General features: G+C 66.4%; 18 protein-coding genes. 17 read left to right on the forward strand and 1 reads right to left on the reverse strand.

Annotated features, from left to right (window positions below):
* Window positions 1-56: 56 nt before the first annotated feature.
* The 7 genes from lysA (at window position 57) to prmC (ending at window position 9,635) form a co-directional block, all read left to right on the forward strand.
* Window positions 57-1,484: a diaminopimelate decarboxylase gene (lysA, locus tag BHD05_RS08320; RefSeq protein WP_161886017.1), complete on the forward strand. Its 1,428-nt coding sequence runs from the start codon at window positions 57-59 to the stop codon at window positions 1,482-1,484.
* Window positions 1,481-2,818 carry a homoserine dehydrogenase gene (locus BHD05_RS08325; protein WP_161886018.1) on the forward strand — a complete coding sequence of 446 codons (1,338 nt, stop codon included), beginning with the start codon at window positions 1,481-1,483 and terminating at the stop codon, window positions 2,816-2,818. Before lysA ends, BHD05_RS08325 begins: the two co-directional genes overlap by 4 nt.
* Entirely contained in the window at window positions 2,818-3,930 is a 1,113-nt protein-coding gene (gene thrC, locus BHD05_RS08330; RefSeq protein ID WP_161886019.1) for a threonine synthase, read from the forward strand. The genes BHD05_RS08325 and thrC overlap by 1 nt, the downstream gene beginning before the upstream one ends.
* On the forward strand, window positions 3,927-4,880 hold the full coding sequence (gene thrB, locus BHD05_RS08335) for a homoserine kinase (RefSeq protein ID WP_161886020.1): 954 nt from the start codon (window positions 3,927-3,929) through the stop codon (window positions 4,878-4,880). Before thrC ends, thrB begins: the two co-directional genes overlap by 4 nt.
* 187 nt (window positions 4,881-5,067) lie before the next feature.
* Entirely contained in the window at window positions 5,068-7,617 is a 2,550-nt protein-coding gene (rho, locus tag BHD05_RS08340; protein WP_161886021.1) for a transcription termination factor Rho, read from the forward strand.
* A 3-nt stretch (window positions 7,618-7,620) separates the two neighbouring features.
* Entirely contained in the window at window positions 7,621-8,700 is a 1,080-nt protein-coding gene (gene prfA, locus BHD05_RS08345; RefSeq protein WP_161886022.1) for a peptide chain release factor 1, read from the forward strand.
* 11 nt (window positions 8,701-8,711) lie between these two features.
* The gene (gene prmC / locus BHD05_RS08350) at window positions 8,712-9,635 is read left to right on the forward strand and encodes a peptide chain release factor N(5)-glutamine methyltransferase (protein ID WP_161886023.1); all 924 of its coding nucleotides are present in this window, start codon (window positions 8,712-8,714) and stop codon (window positions 9,633-9,635) included.
* Between the two features lie 76 nt (window positions 9,636-9,711).
* On the opposite strand, the gene BHD05_RS08355 is transcribed toward prmC, so the two are convergent.
* Window positions 9,712-10,392, reverse strand: a complete 681-nt coding sequence (locus BHD05_RS08355) for an HAD-IA family hydrolase (RefSeq protein ID WP_161886024.1) — start codon at window positions 10,390-10,392, stop codon at window positions 9,712-9,714.
* Window positions 10,393-10,452: 60 nt separating this feature from the next.
* On the opposite strand from BHD05_RS08355, the gene BHD05_RS08360 reads away from it, so the two are divergent.
* From BHD05_RS08360 to atpD, 10 genes are all read left to right on the forward strand, one after another.
* On the forward strand, window positions 10,453-11,226 hold the full coding sequence (locus BHD05_RS08360) for an L-threonylcarbamoyladenylate synthase (protein ID WP_161887437.1): 774 nt from the start codon (window positions 10,453-10,455) through the stop codon (window positions 11,224-11,226).
* Window positions 11,227-11,228: 2 nt separating this feature from the next.
* Entirely contained in the window at window positions 11,229-12,500 is a 1,272-nt protein-coding gene (locus BHD05_RS08365; RefSeq protein ID WP_161887438.1) for an MraY family glycosyltransferase, read from the forward strand.
* Entirely contained in the window at window positions 12,497-12,937 is a 441-nt protein-coding gene (locus BHD05_RS08370; protein WP_161886025.1) for a hypothetical protein, read from the forward strand. Before BHD05_RS08365 ends, BHD05_RS08370 begins: the two co-directional genes overlap by 4 nt.
* 92 nt (window positions 12,938-13,029) lie before the next feature.
* Window positions 13,030-13,860 carry a F0F1 ATP synthase subunit A gene (gene atpB, locus BHD05_RS08375; RefSeq protein ID WP_161886026.1) on the forward strand — a complete coding sequence of 277 codons (831 nt, stop codon included), beginning with the start codon at window positions 13,030-13,032 and terminating at the stop codon, window positions 13,858-13,860.
* Window positions 13,861-13,913: 53 nt separating this feature from the next.
* Window positions 13,914-14,147 (forward strand): ATP synthase F0 subunit C, encoded by a 234-nt coding sequence (gene atpE / locus BHD05_RS08380; protein WP_161886027.1) that lies wholly within the window; start codon window positions 13,914-13,916, stop codon window positions 14,145-14,147.
* Between the two features lie 9 nt (window positions 14,148-14,156).
* The gene (locus BHD05_RS08385) at window positions 14,157-14,732 is read left to right on the forward strand and encodes a F0F1 ATP synthase subunit B (protein ID WP_161886028.1); all 576 of its coding nucleotides are present in this window, start codon (window positions 14,157-14,159) and stop codon (window positions 14,730-14,732) included.
* Window positions 14,733-14,734: 2 nt separating this feature from the next.
* On the forward strand, window positions 14,735-15,532 hold the full coding sequence (locus tag BHD05_RS08390) for a F0F1 ATP synthase subunit delta (RefSeq protein ID WP_161886029.1): 798 nt from the start codon (window positions 14,735-14,737) through the stop codon (window positions 15,530-15,532).
* A 78-nt stretch (window positions 15,533-15,610) separates the two neighbouring features.
* Window positions 15,611-17,248: a F0F1 ATP synthase subunit alpha gene (atpA, locus tag BHD05_RS08395; RefSeq protein ID WP_161886030.1), complete on the forward strand. Its 1,638-nt coding sequence runs from the start codon at window positions 15,611-15,613 to the stop codon at window positions 17,246-17,248.
* A gap of 1 nt (window position 17,249) precedes the next feature.
* The gene (locus tag BHD05_RS08400; protein WP_161886031.1) at window positions 17,250-18,152 is read left to right on the forward strand and encodes a F0F1 ATP synthase subunit gamma; all 903 of its coding nucleotides are present in this window, start codon (window positions 17,250-17,252) and stop codon (window positions 18,150-18,152) included.
* A gap of 22 nt (window positions 18,153-18,174) precedes the next feature.
* Window positions 18,175-19,647: a F0F1 ATP synthase subunit beta gene (atpD, locus tag BHD05_RS08405; protein WP_161886032.1), complete on the forward strand. Its 1,473-nt coding sequence runs from the start codon at window positions 18,175-18,177 to the stop codon at window positions 19,645-19,647.

The raw sequence follows: 19,647 nt of genomic DNA on the forward strand, positions 1-19,647 counted from the left end.
CCCGTAGCTCCGATCCGGGTTCGATCCCACACCCACTTCCCCCGCGAGGCATTCCTTTGGCCGACAACCCGCTCGCCCCGTCCTGGCTCGCCGAGCCCGACGACGCGAACGCGCTGGCACCGACGGTCTGGTCGATGGGAACTCGCCGCGCGGCATCCGGCACCATCGAGGTCGCGGGAGTCGCGGCGACCGACCTCGCCGCCCGATTCGGCACTCCTCTCTATGTGTGCGACGAGGCCGACGTTCGCTCACGCGCTGAGCGGGTCCTCGCGGCCTTCGACCGCGAGTTTGCCCGCATCGGCTCGAGTGCGAAGGTCTACTACGCCGGCAAGGCGTTCCTGTCGACCGAGGTCGCCCGCTGGGTCACCGAGGCCGGGCTCAACATCGACGTCGCAAGTGGCGGCGAGTTCGCCGTCGCGATCGCTGCGGGAGTGGATGCTGCCCGCCTCGGCTTCCACGGCAACAACAAGTCCCTCGCCGAGATCGACCGCGCCGTCGCGGCCGGCGTCGGCGTGATCATCGTCGACAGCGTCATCGAGATCGAGCGGATCGCGGATGCCGCGGCCCGCCACAACGCTGTGCAGCCGGTGCGGCTGCGCGTGAACAGCGGAGTGCACGCGCACACCCACGAGTACCTGGCCACGGCGCGCGAGGACCAGAAGTTCGGCATCACTCTCACCGACGCGCCGAGCGCGGTCGCGGCGATCCGCTCGCACCCCGGCCTGCGCTTTCTCGGCCTGCACTCGCACATCGGGTCGCAGATATTCGAATCCGACGGCTTTGCCGAGGCGGCCCGGCGGCTGCTCGCGCTGCACGCCGAACTCCTCGTCGGCGGCGACGTGCCCGAACTCAACCTCGGCGGCGGCTTCGGCATCGCCTACACCAGCGTCGACGAGGCAATGCCGATCGACCAGATCGCGATGACCTTCGCCGACATCGTCGCGGGGGAGTGCGCCCGCCTCGGCATCGCTGTTCCCGTCGTCGCGATCGAGCCGGGCCGGGCGATCGTTGGCCCGTCGACCTTCACCCTGTACGAGGTGGGCACCAACAAGGATGTGCTCGTGGAAGGTTCGGCCGTGCGCAAGTACGTCAGCGTCGACGGGGGGATGAGCGACAACGCCCGCACCGCCCTCTACGCGGCGGACTACGCGGTGCGGATCGCGAACCGGATCTCGGATGCCGCACCCGCACTCGTGCGCGTCGTCGGCAAGCACTGCGAGAGCGGCGACATCGTCGTGAACGCCGACTACCTCCCGGGCGACGTGGCCCCCGGCGACCTGCTCGCCGTACCCGCCACCGGCGCCTACTGCTGGTCGCTCTCGAGCAACTACAACTACCTCGGCCGCCCCGCCGTTGTCGCCGTGCGCGACGGGCAGGCCCGCGTGATCGTGCGCGGCGAGACCGAGGCCGACCTGCTATCCCGCGATGCCGGCCTCGATTCGTCGGCCCGGCATCCGAACACCGCAACGAATGGAGTCGAATGATCGAGTACCGCAACCTCCGGGTCGCGCTCCTGGGCGCAGGATCGGTCGGTGCCCAAGTGGTATCGCTGCTCCTGAAACACGGCGACGAGCTTGCCCAGCGCTCCGGCGCCGGCCTCGAACTGGTGGGGGTCGCGGTGCGTGACATTGACGCTCCGCGTTCGGCCGAGATTCCGAAGCACCTGCTCACGACCGACGCCGAAGGGCTCATCGTCGGCGCGGACATCGTGATCGAGCTCATCGGAGGCCTCGAGCCCGCCCGCAGCTACATCCTGCAGGCGCTGAACTCCGGAGCCGACGTCATCACTGCCAACAAGGCGCTGCTCGCGACCCACGGACCGGAGCTGTTCGACGCCGCCGAGCAGGTCGGCGCCCAGCTGTACTACGAGGCAGCCGTCGCCGCGGCGATCCCGATCATCCGCCCGCTGCGCGACAGCCTTGCCGGCGACCGCATCCGCCGCATCATGGGCATTGTCAACGGCACCACCAACTTCATCCTCGACCGCATGGACACGGCGGGGGAGTCGCTCGAGACGGCGCTGAAGACCGCGACCGAGCTCGGCTATGCCGAGGCAGACCCGACCGCTGACATCGAGGGCTACGACGCCGCGCAGAAGGCCGCGATCCTCGCGAGCCTCGCGTTCCACACGACTGTGCCGATCGGCAAGGTGTACCGCGAGGGCATCACGTCCGTCACGCTCGAGCAGGTCGACGCCGCACGCAAGGCGGGCTACGTCGTCAAGCTGCTCGCGATCGCCGAGCGGCTCGTCGACAAGGAGACCGGTACAGAGGGCGTCAGTGCGAGGGTGTATCCCGCGCTGGTGCCCCGCACGCATCCCCTCGCCACCGTGCACGCGGCAAAGAACGCCGTGTTCATCGAGGCCGAGGCGGCTGGCGACCTCATGTTCTACGGCGCGGGCGCCGGCGGGATCGAGACCGCCTCCGCGGTGCTCGGCGACCTCGTCTCAGCGGCCAGGCGTCACGTTATCGGCGGGCCCGGACTCGCCGAGTCGACCGACGCCAACCTGCCGATCCTGCCCATCTCGAGTGTGACGACGAGGTACCAGATCTCGCTCAGCGTCGTCGACCAGCCTGGTGTGCTCGCGGCCGTCGCGATGTTGTTCAGCACCCACGGCGTCTCGATCGAGACCGTCGAGCAGACCGTGGCCCAGCCTGATCCGCTTACCGGAGAGATGGCGGGCATGCCCGGCGCTACCCTTGTAATCGGAACGCACGAGGCGTCCGAGTCCGACCTGTCGGCCACCGTTCTCGCCCTCGGCGAGAGCAGTGTCGTGAGTTCTGTCACATCTGTTCTGAGAGTTGAGGGTTCCGAGTAATGTCCAACACTGAGAAGGCCACGTCCCCCACCAGTCGGCAGTGGCGCGGAGTGCTGCGCGAGTACGCCGACCGTCTCGACATCAGCGCCGCTACGCCGATCATCACCCTCGGTGAGGGCGGCACCCCGCTGATCCCCGCGCCGGCCCTGTCGGCCCGCACCGGGGCGAAGGTCTGGGTCAAGTACGAGGGAATGAACCCGACGGGCTCGTTCAAGGACCGCGGCATGACGATGGCGATCTCCAAGGCCGTGGAGCACGGCGCGAAGGCCGTCATCTGCGCGTCGACGGGCAACACCTCGGCGGCGGCCGCCGCCTACGCGACGCACGCCGGCATCACCTCGGTTGTGCTCGTGCCGGAGGGGAAGATCGCGATGGGCAAGCTCAGCCAGGCCGTCGCGCACAACGCCGAGATCCTGCAGGTGCAGGGCAACTTCGACGACTGCCTCGAGATTGCCCGCGACCTCGCCGACAACTACCCGGTGCACCTGGTCAACTCGGTCAACCCCGACCGCATCGCCGGTCAGAAGACCGCCGCGTTCGAGGTCGTCGAGGTACTCGGTGACGCGCCCGACTTCCACATCGTGCCGGTCGGCAACGCCGGCAACTACACCGCCTACTTCCGCGGTTACAGCGAGGACCTCGCGCGCGGTGCAACCACCAAGCTGCCGCGCATGTTCGGTTTCCAGGCCGCTGGCAGCGCGCCACTCGTGCTCGGACACGTCGTCAAGAACCCCGACACGATCGCGAGTGCCATCCGCATCGGCAACCCCGCATCGTGGAAGTTCGCCCTCGAGGCGCACGAGACGAGCAACGGCTACTTCGGGGCCATCTCCGACAAGCTCATCCTCGAGGCGCACCGCATCCTCTCTGCCGAGGTCGGCATCTTCGTTGAGCCTGCCTCCGCGATCAGCGTCGCCGGCCTGCTCGAGCGCTCCGACGCTGGCGAGATCCCGCGCGGCGCGACCGTCGTGCTCACGGTCACCGGCCACGGGCTCAAGGACCCGCAGTGGGCGCTACGTCGTGCGGACGGCTCCGATGTTCAGCCGACGAGCGTTCCCGTCGACACTGCCGAGATCGCCAACGTGCTGGGGCTGCAGAAGGTCCCTGCGTGACACTCACGCCCGCGCCCGTTCCGGTCGGGCGCTCGGTGCAGGTCAAGGTTCCCGCGACGACCGCGAACCTCGGGCCGGGCTTTGACACGCTCGGCCTGGCACTCTCGCTCTACGACAACCTCACCGTGACGGTGCGCGACGCGCCGGGCGCGCGCGTCGAGGTCGTCGGGGTCGGTGCAGGGGAGGTGCCGACGGATGACAGAAACCTCGTCGTTACCGCGATCCGACACACCTTCGCAGAGTTTGGCTACGCGCTTCCGGGGCTCGATCTTGTGGCGCGAAACGCGATCCCGCATGGGCGCGGTCTCGGGTCTTCCGGCGCGGCGATCGTCTCGGGAATCATGGCGGCGAAGGGGCTCCTCGACGGGATCGTCGACATCGACTCGAACGCGCTCCTCGCGATTGCGACCGAGCTCGAGGGGCACCCCGACAATGTCGCTCCCGCGTTGTTCGGCGGGCTCACGATCGCGTGGACCTCGCATGATTCCCCTCGACACAAAAAGCTGATGGTGCACCGGGGCGTGTCCCCGCTGATGTGCGTGCCGGAGAGCACCATGTCGACGGAGCTCGCCCGCAGCCTGCGCCCAGCATCCGTTCCCCACGAAGACGCCATCTTCAACGTCTCACGCTCGGCCCTGCTTATCGCGGCGCTGATCCAGAGTCCGGAACTGCTGCTCGACGCCACGGAGGACAGGCTTCACCAGAGCTACCGCGCCGCGGCCATGCCGGGCACCGAGTCGCTCATCACCGAACTGCGCTCGCACGGCCTAGCTGCCGTGGTCTCGGGCGCGGGGCCGTCGATTCTCGTGCTGTGCAGCGATCCTGCGCAGCGGCTCGAGGCCGCCGAGTTGGTCGCGAAACACACCGCGACTCACTGGCAGACGCTCATGCTGGCTGTCGACTTCAAAGGTGCTACAGTGATTTCGCGCCCGGTGGAAGCGTTGGTCTAGCCAACAGCACTGACCTAATCTGCAGTTTGGCCTTGTCCGTATTTCGGATTTACGTCACTCCGCCCGGCGCAATCTCAACTAGCACTCGCTAATCGCAGACATCTCCTGCGCAACCCGCCCAGAACTGCGAACACGCGATCAATTTCCCCCCGGCAATCTTGTGTACGGGGCGAAAGGAACCTACTCAGTGACTGACGTCAACGTCCGTACTTCCTTGAGCGCACTGCGCCTCCCGGAGCTTCAAGCTCTCGCGGCCAGCCTCGGCATCAGTGGAATATCCAAACTACGTAAAGGAGAGCTCGTGGATTCAATCAACGAGATCCAGAAGACCACCGGAACAGAGCCGGCCAGCGACAGCGACGCGGTGACCGCTCCCGAAGAAGTCAGCGCTGCCGAGGCGCCCGCTGCCGCGGTGCCCGCCGCAGCCGCGCCGGTCGCGTCTGAAGCCGCCGCATCCGCGCCGACCGCCGCCCGCAAGCGCGCGCCGCGCCGCGCCAGTGCCGCCGCTGGCGTGATCACCGCGCCGCAGACGATTGTCGCCGAGAAGGCGTCCGAGGCTGCCTCAGCGCCCGCCGCCGCCCCAGTGGTGGATGCCGCCGCTCCGGTCGGCGAGTTCATCGCGACTGAGTTCGACCCCGAGTCCGTCATCGTCGACGAGGCGGCCGCGGCCGAAACCCTCGAGCCAGTGCCCGCGAAGGTGCACGTCAACCGCGGCCGCTCGCGCCGTGCCACGTCGTCCGGCGACGCGCCACAGCAGCTCGATGTCGTCGCCGAGGCCGAGGGCGCCGTCGACGAGGCTGTCGAACCCGCCCCGGCGACCGCCCGCAACTCGCGCAGCCGCAACGCCCGCAGCAAGGCGACCAGTGACGCCAAGGCTGACTCCGCGGCGACCAACGAGGCCTCGACCGACACGGGCTCGACCGACACGGGCTCGACCGACACGGGCTCGACCGACACGGCCTCGACCGACACGGCCTCGACCGACACGGGCTCGACCGGCACGTCGACTGATTCGGCCTCGACCGACTCCGGCGACGAGAACCAAGCCCCGCAGCGCAGCTCGCGCAACCGCAACCGCAACCGTGGCGGCGGAGACAATCGTCAGCAGGACAACCGGCAGCAGGACAACCGCCAGCAGGATGGCCAGGACGACGAGGACCAGGGTGACTCCCGCCAGTCCGGTCGCGGCCGCAATGGTCGGCGTGGTGACTCCAACGCTCAGCAGGACAACCGCCAGCAGGATGGCCGGCAGGACAACCGGCAGCAGGACAACCGCCAGCAGGATGGCCAGGACGACGAGGACCAGGGTGACTCCCGCCCGTCCGGTCGCGGCCGCAATGGTCGGCGTGGTGACTCCAACGCTCAGCAGGACAACCGGCAGCAGGACAACCGGCAGCAGGACAACCGGCAGCAGGATGGCCGTCAGGACAACCGCCAGCAGCAGGACAACCGCGGCGACGACCGCAGCGAGCGCCAGATGCAGGCGGATGTCGAGGGCGACCGCAGCGGCCGCAACCGCTACCGCGACCGCAAGCGCCGCGGCCCGGGCGCCGGCGATGACTTCGAGCCGGAGATCGCCGACGACGACGTGCTGATCCCCGTCGCCGGAATCCTCGATGTGCTCGACAACTACGCCTTCGTGCGCACGAGCGGCTACCTGCCCGGCAACAACGACGTCTACGTCTCGCTCGGCCAGGTCAAGAAGTACAACCTGCGCAAGGGTGACGCCGTCGTCGGAGCGATCCGCCAGCCGCGTGAGAACGAGAACACCGGTCGCCAGAAGTACAACGCGATCGTCAAAATCGACTCGATCAACGGGCTTCCTGTCGAGCAGGCTGCCGACCGCGTCGAGTTCGGCAAGCTCACGCCGCTCTACCCTCAGGAGCGCCTGCGCTTGGAGACCGAGCCGAACAAGCTCACCACGCGCATCATCGACCTCGTCGCCCCGATCGGAAAGGGCCAGCGCGGCCTCATCGTCTCCCCGCCCAAGGCCGGGAAGACGCTGGTGCTGCAGGCCATCGCGAACGCCATTGCGAAGAACAACCCCGAGGTTCACCTCATGGTCGTTCTCGTCGACGAGCGTCCAGAAGAGGTCACCGACATGCAGCGCACGGTGAAAGGCGAGGTCATCGCCTCGACCTTTGACCGTCCCGCCGAGGACCACACGACCGTCGCTGAGCTCGCGATCGAGCGTGCCAAGCGTCTCGTCGAACTCGGTCACGACGTCGTCGTGCTGCTGGACTCGATCACCCGCCTCGGCCGCGCGTACAACCTTGCAGCCCCGGCATCCGGTCGCATTCTCTCCGGTGGTGTCGACTCGTCGGCGCTCTACCCGCCGAAGCGCTTCTTCGGAGCCGCTCGCAACATCGAAGACGGCGGTTCGCTGACGATCCTCGCGACGGCACTCGTCGAGACCGGATCCAAAATGGACGAGGTCATCTTCGAGGAGTTCAAGGGCACCGGCAACATGGAGCTGCGCCTGTCGCGGCACCTGGCCGACAAGCGCATCTTTCCCGCTGTCGACGTCAACGCCTCCGGCACCCGCCGCGAGGAGATGCTCATGGGTGTCGACGAGACGAAGATCAACTGGAAGCTGCGCCGCGCCCTCGCTGGCCTCGACACCCAGCAGGCACTCGAGCTCGTGCTCACGCGACTGAAGGACACCAAGAGCAACGTGGAGTTCCTCATGCAGGTGCAGAAGTCGATGCCGTCCTCAGCGGGAACAGACAAGGACTAAGTCATGTTCGAGTCAGTTGAAACCCTGCTGACCGAGCATGACGAGCTTCAGGAGCAGCTTGCTGACCCGGCTCTGCACTCGGATCCGGCGAGGTCGAAGAAGGTCAATCGTCGTTACGCCGAGCTGGCACGCATCATCGCGGCGTACCGGGAGTGGCAGCAGCTGAACGACGACTTCGACGCGGCCACAGAAATGGCCGAAGAGGACGCGTCGTTCGCCGCTGAGATCCCCGGAATCGCGGTGGAGCTGGATGCCGCGGCCGAGAAGCTGCGACGCCTGCTCATCCCGCGCGACCCGCTGGATGCCCGTGACGTCATCATGGAGATCAAGATGGGGGAGGGCGGCGCCGAGTCGGCGCTGTTCGCCGCCGACCTGTTGCGCATGTACCTGCACTACGCGGATTCGAAGCGCTGGAAGACCGAAATCATCGAGCAGACCTCGAGCGACCTGGGCGGCATCAAGGACATTCAGCTCGCGATCAAGAGCAACTCGAGCGATCCGGCCGAGGGCGTCTGGGCGCACCTCAAATACGAGGGCGGGGTGCACCGAGTGCAACGGGTGCCCGCGACCGAGTCGCAGGGGCGGATCCACACCTCCGCGGCCGGCGTGCTCGTCTTCCCTGAGGTCGATGAGCCCGAAGAGGTCGAGATCAGTCAGAACGACCTCAAGATCGACGTCTACCGGTCGAGCGGGCCCGGCGGCCAGTCGGTCAACACGACGGACTCCGCCGTCCGCATCACCCACCTTCCGACCGGCATCGTCGTGGCGATGCAGAACGAGAAGAGCCAGCTGCAAAACAAGGAAGCCGGGATGCGTGTGCTGCGTGCCCGGGTCCTTGCGCGCCAGCAGGAGGAGCTCGACGCCGAGGCGTCGCTCGTGCGCAAGAGCCAGATCCGCACGATGGACCGGTCTGAGCGCATCCGCACCTACAACTTCCCGGAAAATCGCATCGCCGATCACCGCACCGGCTACAAGGCCTACAACCTCGACGCCGTGATGAATGGAGCTCTCGAGCCTGTTGTCGAGTCGTGCATCCATGCCGACGAGGAAGCCAGGCTCGCCGACCTCGGCGACCAGACCTGATTCGTGCCGCAATGACCGAGCAGAACCCCGTCGATAACAGGCGAGCTTCCTCCGCAACGGACGCAGGCGCATCCGCGTCGGGCGACGTCGCACTGCTGCGCGCGAGGGCGATCGACGCACTCGGCCGGGCGGGTATCGAGAACCCGGACGTTGACGCCGAATTGCTCATCGGGCACGTTCTCGGGCTGAGTCGTGGGCAGGTGCAGGCGAAGGCGATCACCGGATCGCTCGTCTCGATCGCGGATGCCGCCGTGATCGGCAGCGCCGTCGAGCGACGCGCCGGCCGCGAGCCGCTCCAGCACATCACCGGCACCGCGCCGTTCCGCGCACTAGAGCTTTCTGTCGGTCCGGGCGTGTTCGTGCCCCGGCCGGAGACCGAGACCGTCGCGCAGTACGCCATCGACGCCTTAGCAGCCGTCGGGGGAGGCACTCCGATCGGGGTGGACCTCGGCACCGGCAGCGGGGCGATCGCCCTCGCGATGGCGACCGAGGTGCCGCACGCCATGGTGCACGCGGTCGAGAACTCGGCCGACGCGTTCGTCTGGGCCACGCGCAACTTCGAGCGGCTCGGGGGAGACAATGCGCGGCTCGTGTTCGGTGACCTCGCGGGCGCGTTCCCGGAGCTCGACGCCCTTGTCGACGTCGTTATCTCGAACCCGCCGTACATCCCGCTGGGGGCGATCCCGCGTGATCCCGAGGTGCGCCTGTTCGACCCCGAGCAGGCCCTCTACGGCGGGGCAGATGGACTGGATGTCGTGCATTCGGTGTCGACAACGGCCCGCCGCCTGCTGCATGAGGGTGGCGCCCTCGTGATCGAGCACGGCGAGCTGCAGGGCGCCGCCATCTCGGCGCTGCTCGTGTCCGACGGATGGAACGCGATCGCGACCCACCGCGACCTGCTCGGCCGCGACCGCGCCACGACGGCGCTGCGCTAGCCGGATTCCGGGGCGCGCCTGGCGGGCTGGCGCGCCTGGCGGGCTGGCCCGGCCGCCGGAATGGCCCGGCTGCCGCTCACGCGCGTGCGAGCGCGAACTCCTCGATCGCCTGCAGCATCTGCTCTCCGCTCGAGAAGTGGTGTGCCGTGATGCCGATCGAGGCGGCACCCTCCACGTTCTCGAGCATGTCGTCGGCGAAGAACGCCTGCTCAGCAGGCACATCGTACTTCTCGAGCACCCGTGCGAAAACCGCCGGATCGGGCCTTCGCGCGCCGTAGTGGCTTGTCGTGAGCAGGTGGACGCCGAACAGGTCGGCGAGTTCGGGCGCGAGGGTCGCGAGATGGTCGCCGGCGAGTGCGTTGTTGTTGGTGAGGAGCGTGATCTGCCCGAGCTCGGATGCCCGCCGCACCGCCGCGATCGAGTCGGGCCAGGGCGTCATCGCCCCGCCGCGCAGGCGCACCCACTCGGTGACGTCGACCGCGCACCCCACGGCGATCTCGAATGCGGCCAGATACTCGGGCCCGGTGGCGAAGACGCCCGCCTCTGCCGCGCGTTCCCCGGTGTCGTGCCACCAGCGACGACGCAGTTCGTCGAAGCTGAGCCCGGTCAGTTCGGCCATTCCGCGCATCCGTTCGCGCCAGTCGTACGAGTACAGCACCTCGTCCATGTCGAAGATGAACAGCAGGCCCGAGTCGATTTCGGCTCGGACGGGAGCCCCCTGGGCTGGCAGCACCGGGGCGTTGGGGGAGGGTGTCATCACGATGATGCAAGCCTAGACGCTGGCCACCCGGGCATGGCCGCTACGATGGGGGACGACATGGCGACGATCTTCGACTGCTCGGACAGCTCCGGGCTCCTCACGGGCATGCGCCTCGCGAGGGCTGCCATCGGCCGCGGCGAGCTCGTGGTCTTTCCGACCGACACCGTCTACGGAATCGCCGCCGACGCGTTCAACCCCGTCGCGGTGCAGCGCCTGCTCGACGCGAAGGGTCGCACCAGGCAGGCCCCGCCTCCCGTGCTCATCCCCGGGATCCCGACGCTCGATGCTCTCGCCGAGGAAGTCCCCGATGAGGTGCGCACCCTCGTGCAGACCTTCTGGCCGGGCGGTCTCACCGTGATCCTTCCCGCGCGCAGCTCCCTGCAGTGGGACCTCGGCGAGACCGGCGGCACCGTTGCGCTCCGGATGCCGGCGAACGGGCTTGCCCTCGAGCTGCTCTCCGAGACGGGTCCGCTCGCCGTCTCCTCGGCGAACCTCACGGGGGAGCCTGCCGCGATGACGGTTGCGGAGGCCGAGCGGATGCTGGGATCGAGCGTCTCGGTGTACCTCGACGGCGGTGAGACCGGCTCCGACTACAGCGAGTTCGCCACGGCGGGCACCGGCTCCACCATCGTCGACGCGACCGGGCTGCTGCGGCCCGGAGGCGAACTGAAGATCGTCCGCGCCGGGGTCATCCCTGCCGAGGCGATCCACGCGGCGATCGCGGAGTCCAAGATGACGGCGGAGACGGCGGCGGGTGATCCGGCGGATGAGAGTCACGACGAGGCTCCTCACGCTGGCCCCGCTGAGGACCACGGCCAGACGCCCTCATGAGCATCACCTATTACGTGCTTGCCGCCGGTGTCGCCGCCGTCATCACGCTCACCCTCTCGGTTGTCATCCTCAAGATCAGCCAGCGCTACCAGCTGTTCTCCTCCTCGATTCGCGATCGCGACGTGCACACCAGCCCGACGCCGAGGCTGGGCGGCATCGCGATGTTCCTCGGCATCGTCACCGCCTTCTGGGTCTCGTCGCAGACCGCACAGTTCTCGCTCATCTTCGCCGACTCCGGCCGTGTCATCGCGATCCTCGGCGCCGCACTCATCATCGTGCTGATCGGCGTCGCCGACGACCTGTGGGACCTCGACTGGATGACCAAGCTCGCCGGCCAGATGATCGCCGCCGGCATTCTCGTCTGGCAGGGCGTACAGCTTCTCACTATCCCGATCGGCGGGGTGACGGTGGTTCCCCCCGTGCTCGGGCTCATCCTCACCGTGGTCGCCGTCGTACTCGTGATGAACGCCGTCAACTTTATCGACGGCCTCGACGGCCTCGTCGCCGGCGTCGTGCTCATTGCCAATGTCGTGTTCTTCATCTACAGCTTCATCATCACCGACCGCACGTACCAGTCTGAGTTCTTCAACCTCGCGTCCCTCATCAGCGCCATCCTCATCGGCGCCTGCGTGGGGTTTCTGCCGGTCAACTGGCACCCCGCGAAGATGTTCATGGGCGACTCTGGCGCGCTGCTGGTCGGCCTGTTGATGGCGGCATCCGCGGTCTCGGTCACCGGCCAGGTCGACACCGGTTCGGCGATCTCCGGCCGCCAGCTGCTCCCCGCCTTCATCCCCATCCTGCTCCCGCTCGCCGTGCTCGTCGTGCCCCTGCTCGACTTCGGGCTGGCGGTGTTCCGCCGACTGCGGGCAGGCAAGTCACCGTTCAGCGCCGACCGAAAACACCTGCATCACCGCCTGCTCGACATGGGTCACAGCCACTTCCAAGCTGTGCTGATCTTCTACGCGTGGACTGCGGTCGTCGCCGTCGGGTTCCTCGCGTTTCTGTTCGTTCCACCGTGGTGGGCGGTGGCCTTCATCGCCGTGGGCCTCATCGTCTGCTCGTGGCTCACGCTGTCGCCGCTCACCGGGCGCAAGGCCGTCGAGGCGGCCGTTCAGCGCGCCAGTGCCAGCCAGACCCTCGAGACCCACGGCAATCGCTACGACCCGCTCGACGCGGCATCCATCGACCTGCCCGACGACGAGCACATCCCGCCCGAGAACGCGGCAGAGCACGCGGCGATCCTCAGGGAGCTCGCCAGAAAGGAACGACAATGAGCGCAATCCCCATCCTCCGGAGGGCCCTGATCCTCGGCGGCATTTTTGCTCTCGTACTCGCGATCGTCGGTGCCCTTGTTGGCTTCTTCGTCGCCGACGGCATCGGCGTCGTCTCCGCCCTGATCGGTGCGGCGATGGCGTTCGTGTTCCTCGGCATCACGGCCATGAGCATCCTGCTCGCGAGCCGCTACGACGTGCTGGCGTTCTTCGGAATCGTCATGGGTGCATGGCTGCTGAAATTCATCCTGTTCCTCGTGCTCGCCGTCGCGCTGCGCGATCAGTCGTTCATCAACCAGACCGTGATGTTCGTCACGCTCGTCGTCGGGGTCGTCGGAACCCTCGTCGTCGACATGGTCGTCGTCGCACGGTCGCGGCTCCCGTACGTGAGCGACATCAGCCTTCCCGGCGATCCTCCGCAGAGGCCATACGCCGACTAACGATTGGTCAGTCGTGGCGGTCTCTTGCTAGAGTCATAACGAACAAATTCCCCCTTTTCTGTGCCGCGTGAGTTCACGCCCCGAGCTTGGAGATGGCGCTGCTACTCAACGCTCTCAATTCCGTCCTTCCCTTTGCCACTGATGGTGAAAGCGAAGAGGGAGTATTCGTCGGTCCTTCGATCGCCGAGTTCTTCCCCGAAGCAGTCCTATTCGTTGGCACTCCGTTCGAGATGAACCGGATCATGATGATCCGCATCGTGGTTCTGCTCTCGCTCATGCTGTTCTTCTACCTCGCTACTCGGCGGATGTCGCTCATCCCGAGCCGCGCGCAGTCCATCGCCGAACTCGGCCTCGGACTCGTCCGGGTCAACATCGCTGAAGACCTGCTGGGCAAGAAAGACGCAGCGCGATTCCTGCCGCTTCTCACGACATTCTTCTTCCTGATCCTTGGAATGAACATCACCGGGATCGTGCCCGCGATGAACATCGCGGGAACGTCGGTCATCGGCATTCCGCTGCTGCTCGCTGTCGTCGCCTACGTCGTCTTCATTTACGCGGGCCTCAAGAAGCACCCGGTGGCGTTCCTGCGCAACTCGCTCTTCCCGCCCGGCGTTCCGTGGCCGCTGTACATCATCGTGACCCCGATCGAGTTCGTGTCGACCTTCGTGCTCCGGCCGATCACCCTCACGCTCCGACTGGTCATGAACATGATCGTCGGCCATCTCCTCCTCGTCCTCTTCTTCCTGGCCACGTCGTTCTTCTTCTTCGAAGTCGACGGAGTCGCGAAGCTGTTCGGCGTGGGCACGCTCGCATTCGGGTTTGTCTTCACGCTGTTCGAAATCTTGGTCGCCGTGCTGCAGGCGTACGTTTTCACCCTGCTGACCACTGTCTACATCCAGCTCGCGCTGGCAGACGAGCACTAACTAACTCGACCGGGGCAAATGCCCCAGTCGTTCATCACGGAAGGAATCACCACGTGGACGCATCAACCGTCGTAGCTGAGCTCAACGGAAACATCGCGACCGTAGGCTACGGCCTCGCCGCAATCGGACCCGCCATCGGCGTGGGAATCGTCGTCGGAAAGACGATCGAGTCCGTCGCCCGCCAGCCCGAACTGCAGGGTCGCCTCACGGTGCTTATGTATATCGGTATCGCCTTCACCGAGGCTCTGGCATTCATCGGTATCGCCACGTACTTCATCTTCGTCTAAGGACCGCGCATGTCATCCGCAACATTCTCAGTGGTAGTGGCCGAGGAGGCTTTCAATCCTCTGCTGCCTGCGCTCCCGGACCTCGTCTGGGGTGCGGTGTGTTTCGTGGTGCTTTTGGCGTTCTTCTGGTGGAAGGTCCTGCCGACCGTCAAGAAGGGTCTGGACGCGCGCGCCGAAGCGATCGAGGGCGGCATCAAGAAGGCGGAGAACGCCCAGGCCGAGGCCGCAGCGGCCCTCCAGCAGTACAACGAGCAGCTCGCTGAGGCTCGTGCCGAGGCGGGACGCATTCGCGAGGCGGCTCGCGCCGACGGCGTGAAGATACTCAATGACCTCAAGACGCAGGCCTCGATCGAGGCAGCTCGCATCACCGCGAATGCATCGGCGCAAATCGAGGCGGAGCGCCAGGGTGCTCTCGTGTCGCTTCGTGCCGAGGTCGGCTCGCTCGCGATCGACCTGGCATCCGGAGTCATCGGCGAGAGCCTCAGCGACGACAAGCGGTCCGCCGCACTGGTCGACCGGTTCCTCGCCGACCTCGAAGCTGCCGACGTGAAGTCGTCCGGCGCAAATGAAAAGGTGAGCAGGTAACCATGGGTTCTGCGTCCAGACAAGCACTGTCGTCCTCGAGGGCGGAGCTTTCCGCGCTCGGAGGCACGGTCGATCTGGCCACTGCCGAGCAGCTCTTCGCTGCCGCGCGCGCCATCGGCGGTTCGCTGCAGTTGCGTGCGATCCTCGCCGACGCGTCCACCGCTCCCGAGGTGAAGAGGGCCGCAATCACTGCGGTGTTCGGCGCCTCTTTCGGTGCAACGGCACTCGAAATCCTGGCCTCGGCGGCAAGCAAGCGGTGGTCATCCGACGACGACCTGCTCAGCGGCATCGAAGAGCTCGGCATCCGTGCGGCAGCTGATTCGGCTGCGCAGGGAGTGAGCGTCGAGAGCGAACTGTTCGCATTCGGCCGAGCCGTGAGCTCGGACGACGAACTCGAACTCGCCGTTGGCAGCAAGCTCGGTGCCACGGCATCCAAGGTCACCCTCGTGGAGACTCTGCTCGAGAAGAAGGTGTCCGCGCAGACGCTCGCGATCGTGCGGCAGCTCGTGCAACAGCCGCGGGGGCGTCGCATCGGCGCACTCGTGCGCTACGCGGCGTCCGTTGTCGCCGACCAGTCCGGCCTCGCGGTCGCGACGGTCACGAGTGCGAAATCGATCGCGGCCGATCAGCTCGTTCGTCTTCAAAAGGGCCTCTCGGCCAGCTACGGCAAGGAACTCCGCATCAACGTGGTCATCGACCCCGCCGTCATCGGCGGGATCCGGGTGCAGGTGGGAGACGACGTCATCGACGGCAGCGTCTCCTCGCGCATCAAGGACCTGAGACTTCAGCTCGCGGGCTGACCACTGGGACCGCCGCAAGGCGAGCCCACCAGAAGTATTCGGGACGGAAGACCGTCCCGCCAGCAGACAGGAAGAACGATGGCAGAAGTAACGATCAGCCCCGATGAGATCCGCGACGCCCTCAAGGACTTCGTCAAGGCCTACGACCCGAGCCGGGCATCGACGACAGAGGTCGGCTACGTCACGGATGCCGGAGATGGAATCGCCCACGTCGAGGGACTCCCCGGCGTCATGGCGAACGAGCTCATCAAGTTCGCCGACGGCACCCTTGGTCTCGCCCAGAACCTCGACGAGAACGAGATCGGTGTCGTCGTTCTCGGCGAGTTCACCGGAATCGAAGAGGGCATGGAGGTCACCCGCACAGGCGAGGTGCTGTCCGTGCCCGTCGGCGACGGCTACCTCGGTCGCGTCGTCGACCCGCTCGGCGAGCCCATGGACGGCCTCGGCGAGATCGCCTCGGAGGGACGCCGTGCACTCGAGCTCCAGGCGCCCGGCGTCATGCAGCGCAAGAGTGTGCACGAGCCAATGCAGACCGGAATCAAGGCAATCGACGCCATGATCCCGATCGGCCGCGGCCAGCGACAGCTGATCATCGGCGACCGCCAGACCGGCAAGACGGCCATTGCGCTCGACACGGTCATCAACCAGAAGGCCAACTGGGAGTCCGGCGACGTCAACAAGCAGGTTCGCTGCATCTACGTCGCCATCGGCCAGAAGGGCTCCACGATCGCCGGCATCAAGGCCGCGCTCGAGGATGCCGGAGCAATGGAGTACACGACGATCGTCGCGAGCCCCGCCTCCGACCCCGCCGGCTTCAAGTACCTCGCCCCGTACACCGGCTCGGCCATCGGCCAGCACTGGATGTACGCCGGCAAGCACGTTCTGATCATCTTCGACGACCTGTCCAAGCAGGCCGAGGCGTACCGCGCCGTGTCGCTGCTGCTGCGCCGCCCGCCGGGACGCGAGGCATACCCGGGAGACGTGTTCTACCTGCACTCCCGCCTGCTGGAGCGTTGCGCGAAGCTGTCCGACGAGCTCGGCGCCGGCTCTATGACGGGACTCCCGATCATTGAGACCAAGGCGAACGACGTCGCGGCGTACATCCCGACCAACGTGATTTCGATCACCGACGGCCAGATCTTCCTGCAGTCCGACCTCTTCAATGCCAACCAGCGTCCCGCGGTCGACGTGGGTATCTCGGTCTCGCGAGTCGGTGGCGACGCGCAGGTGAAATCGATCAAGAAGGTCTCCGGAACTCTCAAGCTCGAGCTGGCCCAGTACCGCTCGCTCGAGGCGTTCGCGATGTTCGCGTCCGACCTCGACCCGGCCAGCCGTCGCCAGCTCGCCCGTGGTGCTCGCCTCACCGAGCTGCTGCGCCAGCCGCAGTACTCGCCGTACCCCGTCGAGGAGCAGGTCGTGTCGATCTGGGCCGGAACGAACGGCAAACTCGACGAGGTGCCGGTACCGGACATCCTGCGATTCGAGCGCGAGCTGCTCGATTATCTGGGCCGCAACACCGACATCCTGACGACCCTTCGCGAGACGAACGTGCTCTCCGACGACACCGTGAGTGCGCTGTCGGAGCAGATCGACAAGTTCAAGCTCGAGTTCCAGACGGGCGAGGGCAAGCCGCTCGCATCCGTCGGTCGCGAGGTGTTCGAGGAGCTCCCGGAAGAAGAGGTCAACCAGGAGAAGATCGTCAAGGGTCGCCGCTGATATGGGATCGCAAGTCCGCGTCTACCGGCAGAAGATCAAGTCTGCCCAGACGACCAAAAAGATCACGAAGGCCATGGAGCTCATCTCCGCTTCGCGTATCCAGAAGGCGCAGCAGCGTGTAGCGGCCTCCGGGCCCTACTCGCGCGCTGTCACGCGAGCGGTCTCGGCCGTGGCGACGTTCTCGAACGTCGACCACGTGCTCACTACCGAGCCGGAGGTCATCGAACGCGCCGCGATCGTGATCTTCTCCTCCGATCGCGGTCTTGCGGGAGCGTTCAACTCCAACGTGCTGCGTGAGGCGGAAGAACTCGCCGCACTGCTGCGCCACCAGGGCAAGGACGTCGTCTACTACCTCGTCGGTCGCAAGTCCGTCGGTTACTTCAAGTTCCGCAAGCGTGACGCGGAGCGTGAGTGGACCGGTGGGACCGACAACCCCGAGTTCTCGACGGCGCAGGAGATCGGCGATGCCGTCGTCTCCCGCTTCCTCCAGCCCGCGAGCGAAGGCGGCGTGGACGAGATCCACATCGTCTACAACCGCTTCGTGAGCATGATGGTGCAGGTTCCCGAGGTTGTGCGACTGCTTCCCCTCGAAGTCGTCGAAGGAGTCGAGGCTCCCGAAGACAACGAGCCGCTTCCGCTGTACGAATTCGAGCCGGATGCCGGCGATGTACTCGACGCGCTTCTGCCCGTATACATCGAAAGCCGGATCTTCAATGCGATGCTGCAGTCCGCTGCGGCGAAGCACGCCGCCACCCAGAAGGCGATGAAGTCGGCGAGCGACAACGCGGACAAGCTCATCACCACGTACACCCGGTTGGCGAACAATGCTCGCCAGTCCGAGATCACCCAGCAGATTTCCGAGATCGTGGGCGGCGCAGACGCCCTCGCCTCGTCCAAGAAGTAGAGAGAACGAGAAGAGAGAAGCCATGACTGACACCGCAATTGCGTCGGCCTCGACGAAGACCGCCGGCGTCGGGCGTATCGCCCGCGTCACCGGCCCGGTCGTCGACATCGAGTTTCCGCATGACTCGATCCCGGAGATCTACAACGCTCTGAAGACGACCATCACGATCGGCGACAGCTCGACCGAGATCACCCTCGAGGTCGCGCTGCACCTCGGTGACGACCTCGTTCGCGCCATCGCGCTCAAGCCCACAGACGGACTCGTCCGTGGCCAGGAGGTGCGCGACACCGGCGAGGCGATCTCCGTCCCCGTCGGCGACGTGACCAAGGGCAAGGTGTTCAACGTCATCGGCGAGGTGCTCAATGCCGACGCTGACGGCAAGGTCAACGGCGAGTCGTTCGAGATCACCGAGCGCTGGCCCATCCACCGCAAGCCCCCGTCGTTCGACCAGCTCGAGTCGAAGACGGAGCTTTTCGAGACCGGCATCAAGGTCATCGACCTCCTCACCCCGTATGTGCAGGGTGGAAAGATCGGCCTGTTCGGTGGTGCCGGTGTCGGCAAGACCGTGCTGATCCAGGAGATGATCCAGCGCGTTGCGCAGGACCACGGTGGTGTGTCGGTGTTCGCCGGAGTCGGTGAGCGTACCCGTGAGGGCAACGACCTCATCGCCGAGATGGAGGAGGCAGGCGTCTTCGACAAGACCGCCCTCGTCTTCGGCCAGATGGACGAGCCGCCGGGAACGCGTCTGCGCGTTGCCCTGTCGGCGCTCACGATGGCGGAGTACTTCCGCGACGTGCAGAAGCAGGACGTGCTGCTGTTCATCGACAACATCTTCCGGTTCACGCAGGCCGGCTCCGAAGTGTCGACCCTTCTGGGCCGCATGCCCTCCGCCGTCGGGTACCAGCCGAACCTCGCGGACGAGATGGGTGTGCTCCAGGAGCGCATCACCTCGACCCGTGGTCACTCGATCACGTCGCTGCAGGCCATCTACGTGCCCGCTGACGACTACACCGACCCCGCGCCGGCGACCACCTTCGCCCACCTCGACGCCACCACCGAACTGAGCCGCGAGATCGCCTCGCGCGGCCTGTACCCGGCCGTCGACCCGCTCACCTCCACGAGCCGCATCCTCGACCCCCGATACCTGGGCGAGGACCACTACCGCGTGGCGACGAGCGTCAAGTCGATCCTTCAGAAGAACAAGGAGCTGCAGGAGATCATCGCGATCCTCGGTGTCGACGAGCTCTCTGAAGAAGACAAGATCACCGTCTCGCGTGCCCGCCGCATCCAGCAGTTCCTCTCGCAGAACACCTACATGGCGAAGAAGTTCACGGGCGTCGAGGGGTCGACCGTTCCGCTCAAGGACACCATCGAGTCGTTCGACGCGATCGTCAAGGGTGACTTCGACAGTGTCGCCGAGCAGGCCTTCTTCAACGTCGGTGGCATCTCCGACGTCGAAGAGAAGTGGGCCCAGATCCAGAAGGAAAACGACTAA

The organism is Marisediminicola antarctica (assembly GCF_009930795.1).
GTDB classification, from domain to species: Bacteria; Actinomycetota; Actinomycetes; order Actinomycetales; family Microbacteriaceae; genus Marisediminicola; species Marisediminicola antarctica.

What these genes read in the sequence shown, in the direction of transcription:
- atpB (WP_161886026.1), top strand. Translation starts at nt 13,030, where the DNA reads ATGGCGCTGCTACTCAACGCTCTCAATTCCGTCCTTCCCTTTGCCACT.
- thrC (WP_161886019.1), top strand. Translation starts at nt 2,818, where the DNA reads ATGTCCAACACTGAGAAGGCCACGTCCCCCACCAGTCGGCAGTGGCGC.
- BHD05_RS08360 (WP_161887437.1), top strand. Translation starts at nt 10,453, where the DNA reads ATGGCGACGATCTTCGACTGCTCGGACAGCTCCGGGCTCCTCACGGGC.
- BHD05_RS08400 (WP_161886031.1), top strand. Translation starts at nt 17,250, where the DNA reads ATGGGATCGCAAGTCCGCGTCTACCGGCAGAAGATCAAGTCTGCCCAG.
- BHD05_RS08325 (WP_161886018.1), top strand. Translation starts at nt 1,481, where the DNA reads ATGATCGAGTACCGCAACCTCCGGGTCGCGCTCCTGGGCGCAGGATCG.
- prmC (WP_161886023.1), top strand. Translation starts at nt 8,712, where the DNA reads ATGACCGAGCAGAACCCCGTCGATAACAGGCGAGCTTCCTCCGCAACG.
- prfA (WP_161886022.1), top strand. Translation starts at nt 7,621, where the DNA reads ATGTTCGAGTCAGTTGAAACCCTGCTGACCGAGCATGACGAGCTTCAG.
- BHD05_RS08390 (WP_161886029.1), top strand. Translation starts at nt 14,735, where the DNA reads ATGGGTTCTGCGTCCAGACAAGCACTGTCGTCCTCGAGGGCGGAGCTT.
- BHD05_RS08355 (WP_161886024.1), bottom strand. Translation starts at nt 10,392, where the DNA reads ATGACACCCTCCCCCAACGCCCCGGTGCTGCCAGCCCAGGGGGCTCCC.
- BHD05_RS08385 (WP_161886028.1), top strand. Translation starts at nt 14,157, where the DNA reads ATGTCATCCGCAACATTCTCAGTGGTAGTGGCCGAGGAGGCTTTCAAT.
- atpA (WP_161886030.1), top strand. Translation starts at nt 15,611, where the DNA reads ATGGCAGAAGTAACGATCAGCCCCGATGAGATCCGCGACGCCCTCAAG.
- BHD05_RS08370 (WP_161886025.1), top strand. Translation starts at nt 12,497, where the DNA reads ATGAGCGCAATCCCCATCCTCCGGAGGGCCCTGATCCTCGGCGGCATT.
- atpD (WP_161886032.1), top strand. Translation starts at nt 18,175, where the DNA reads ATGACTGACACCGCAATTGCGTCGGCCTCGACGAAGACCGCCGGCGTC.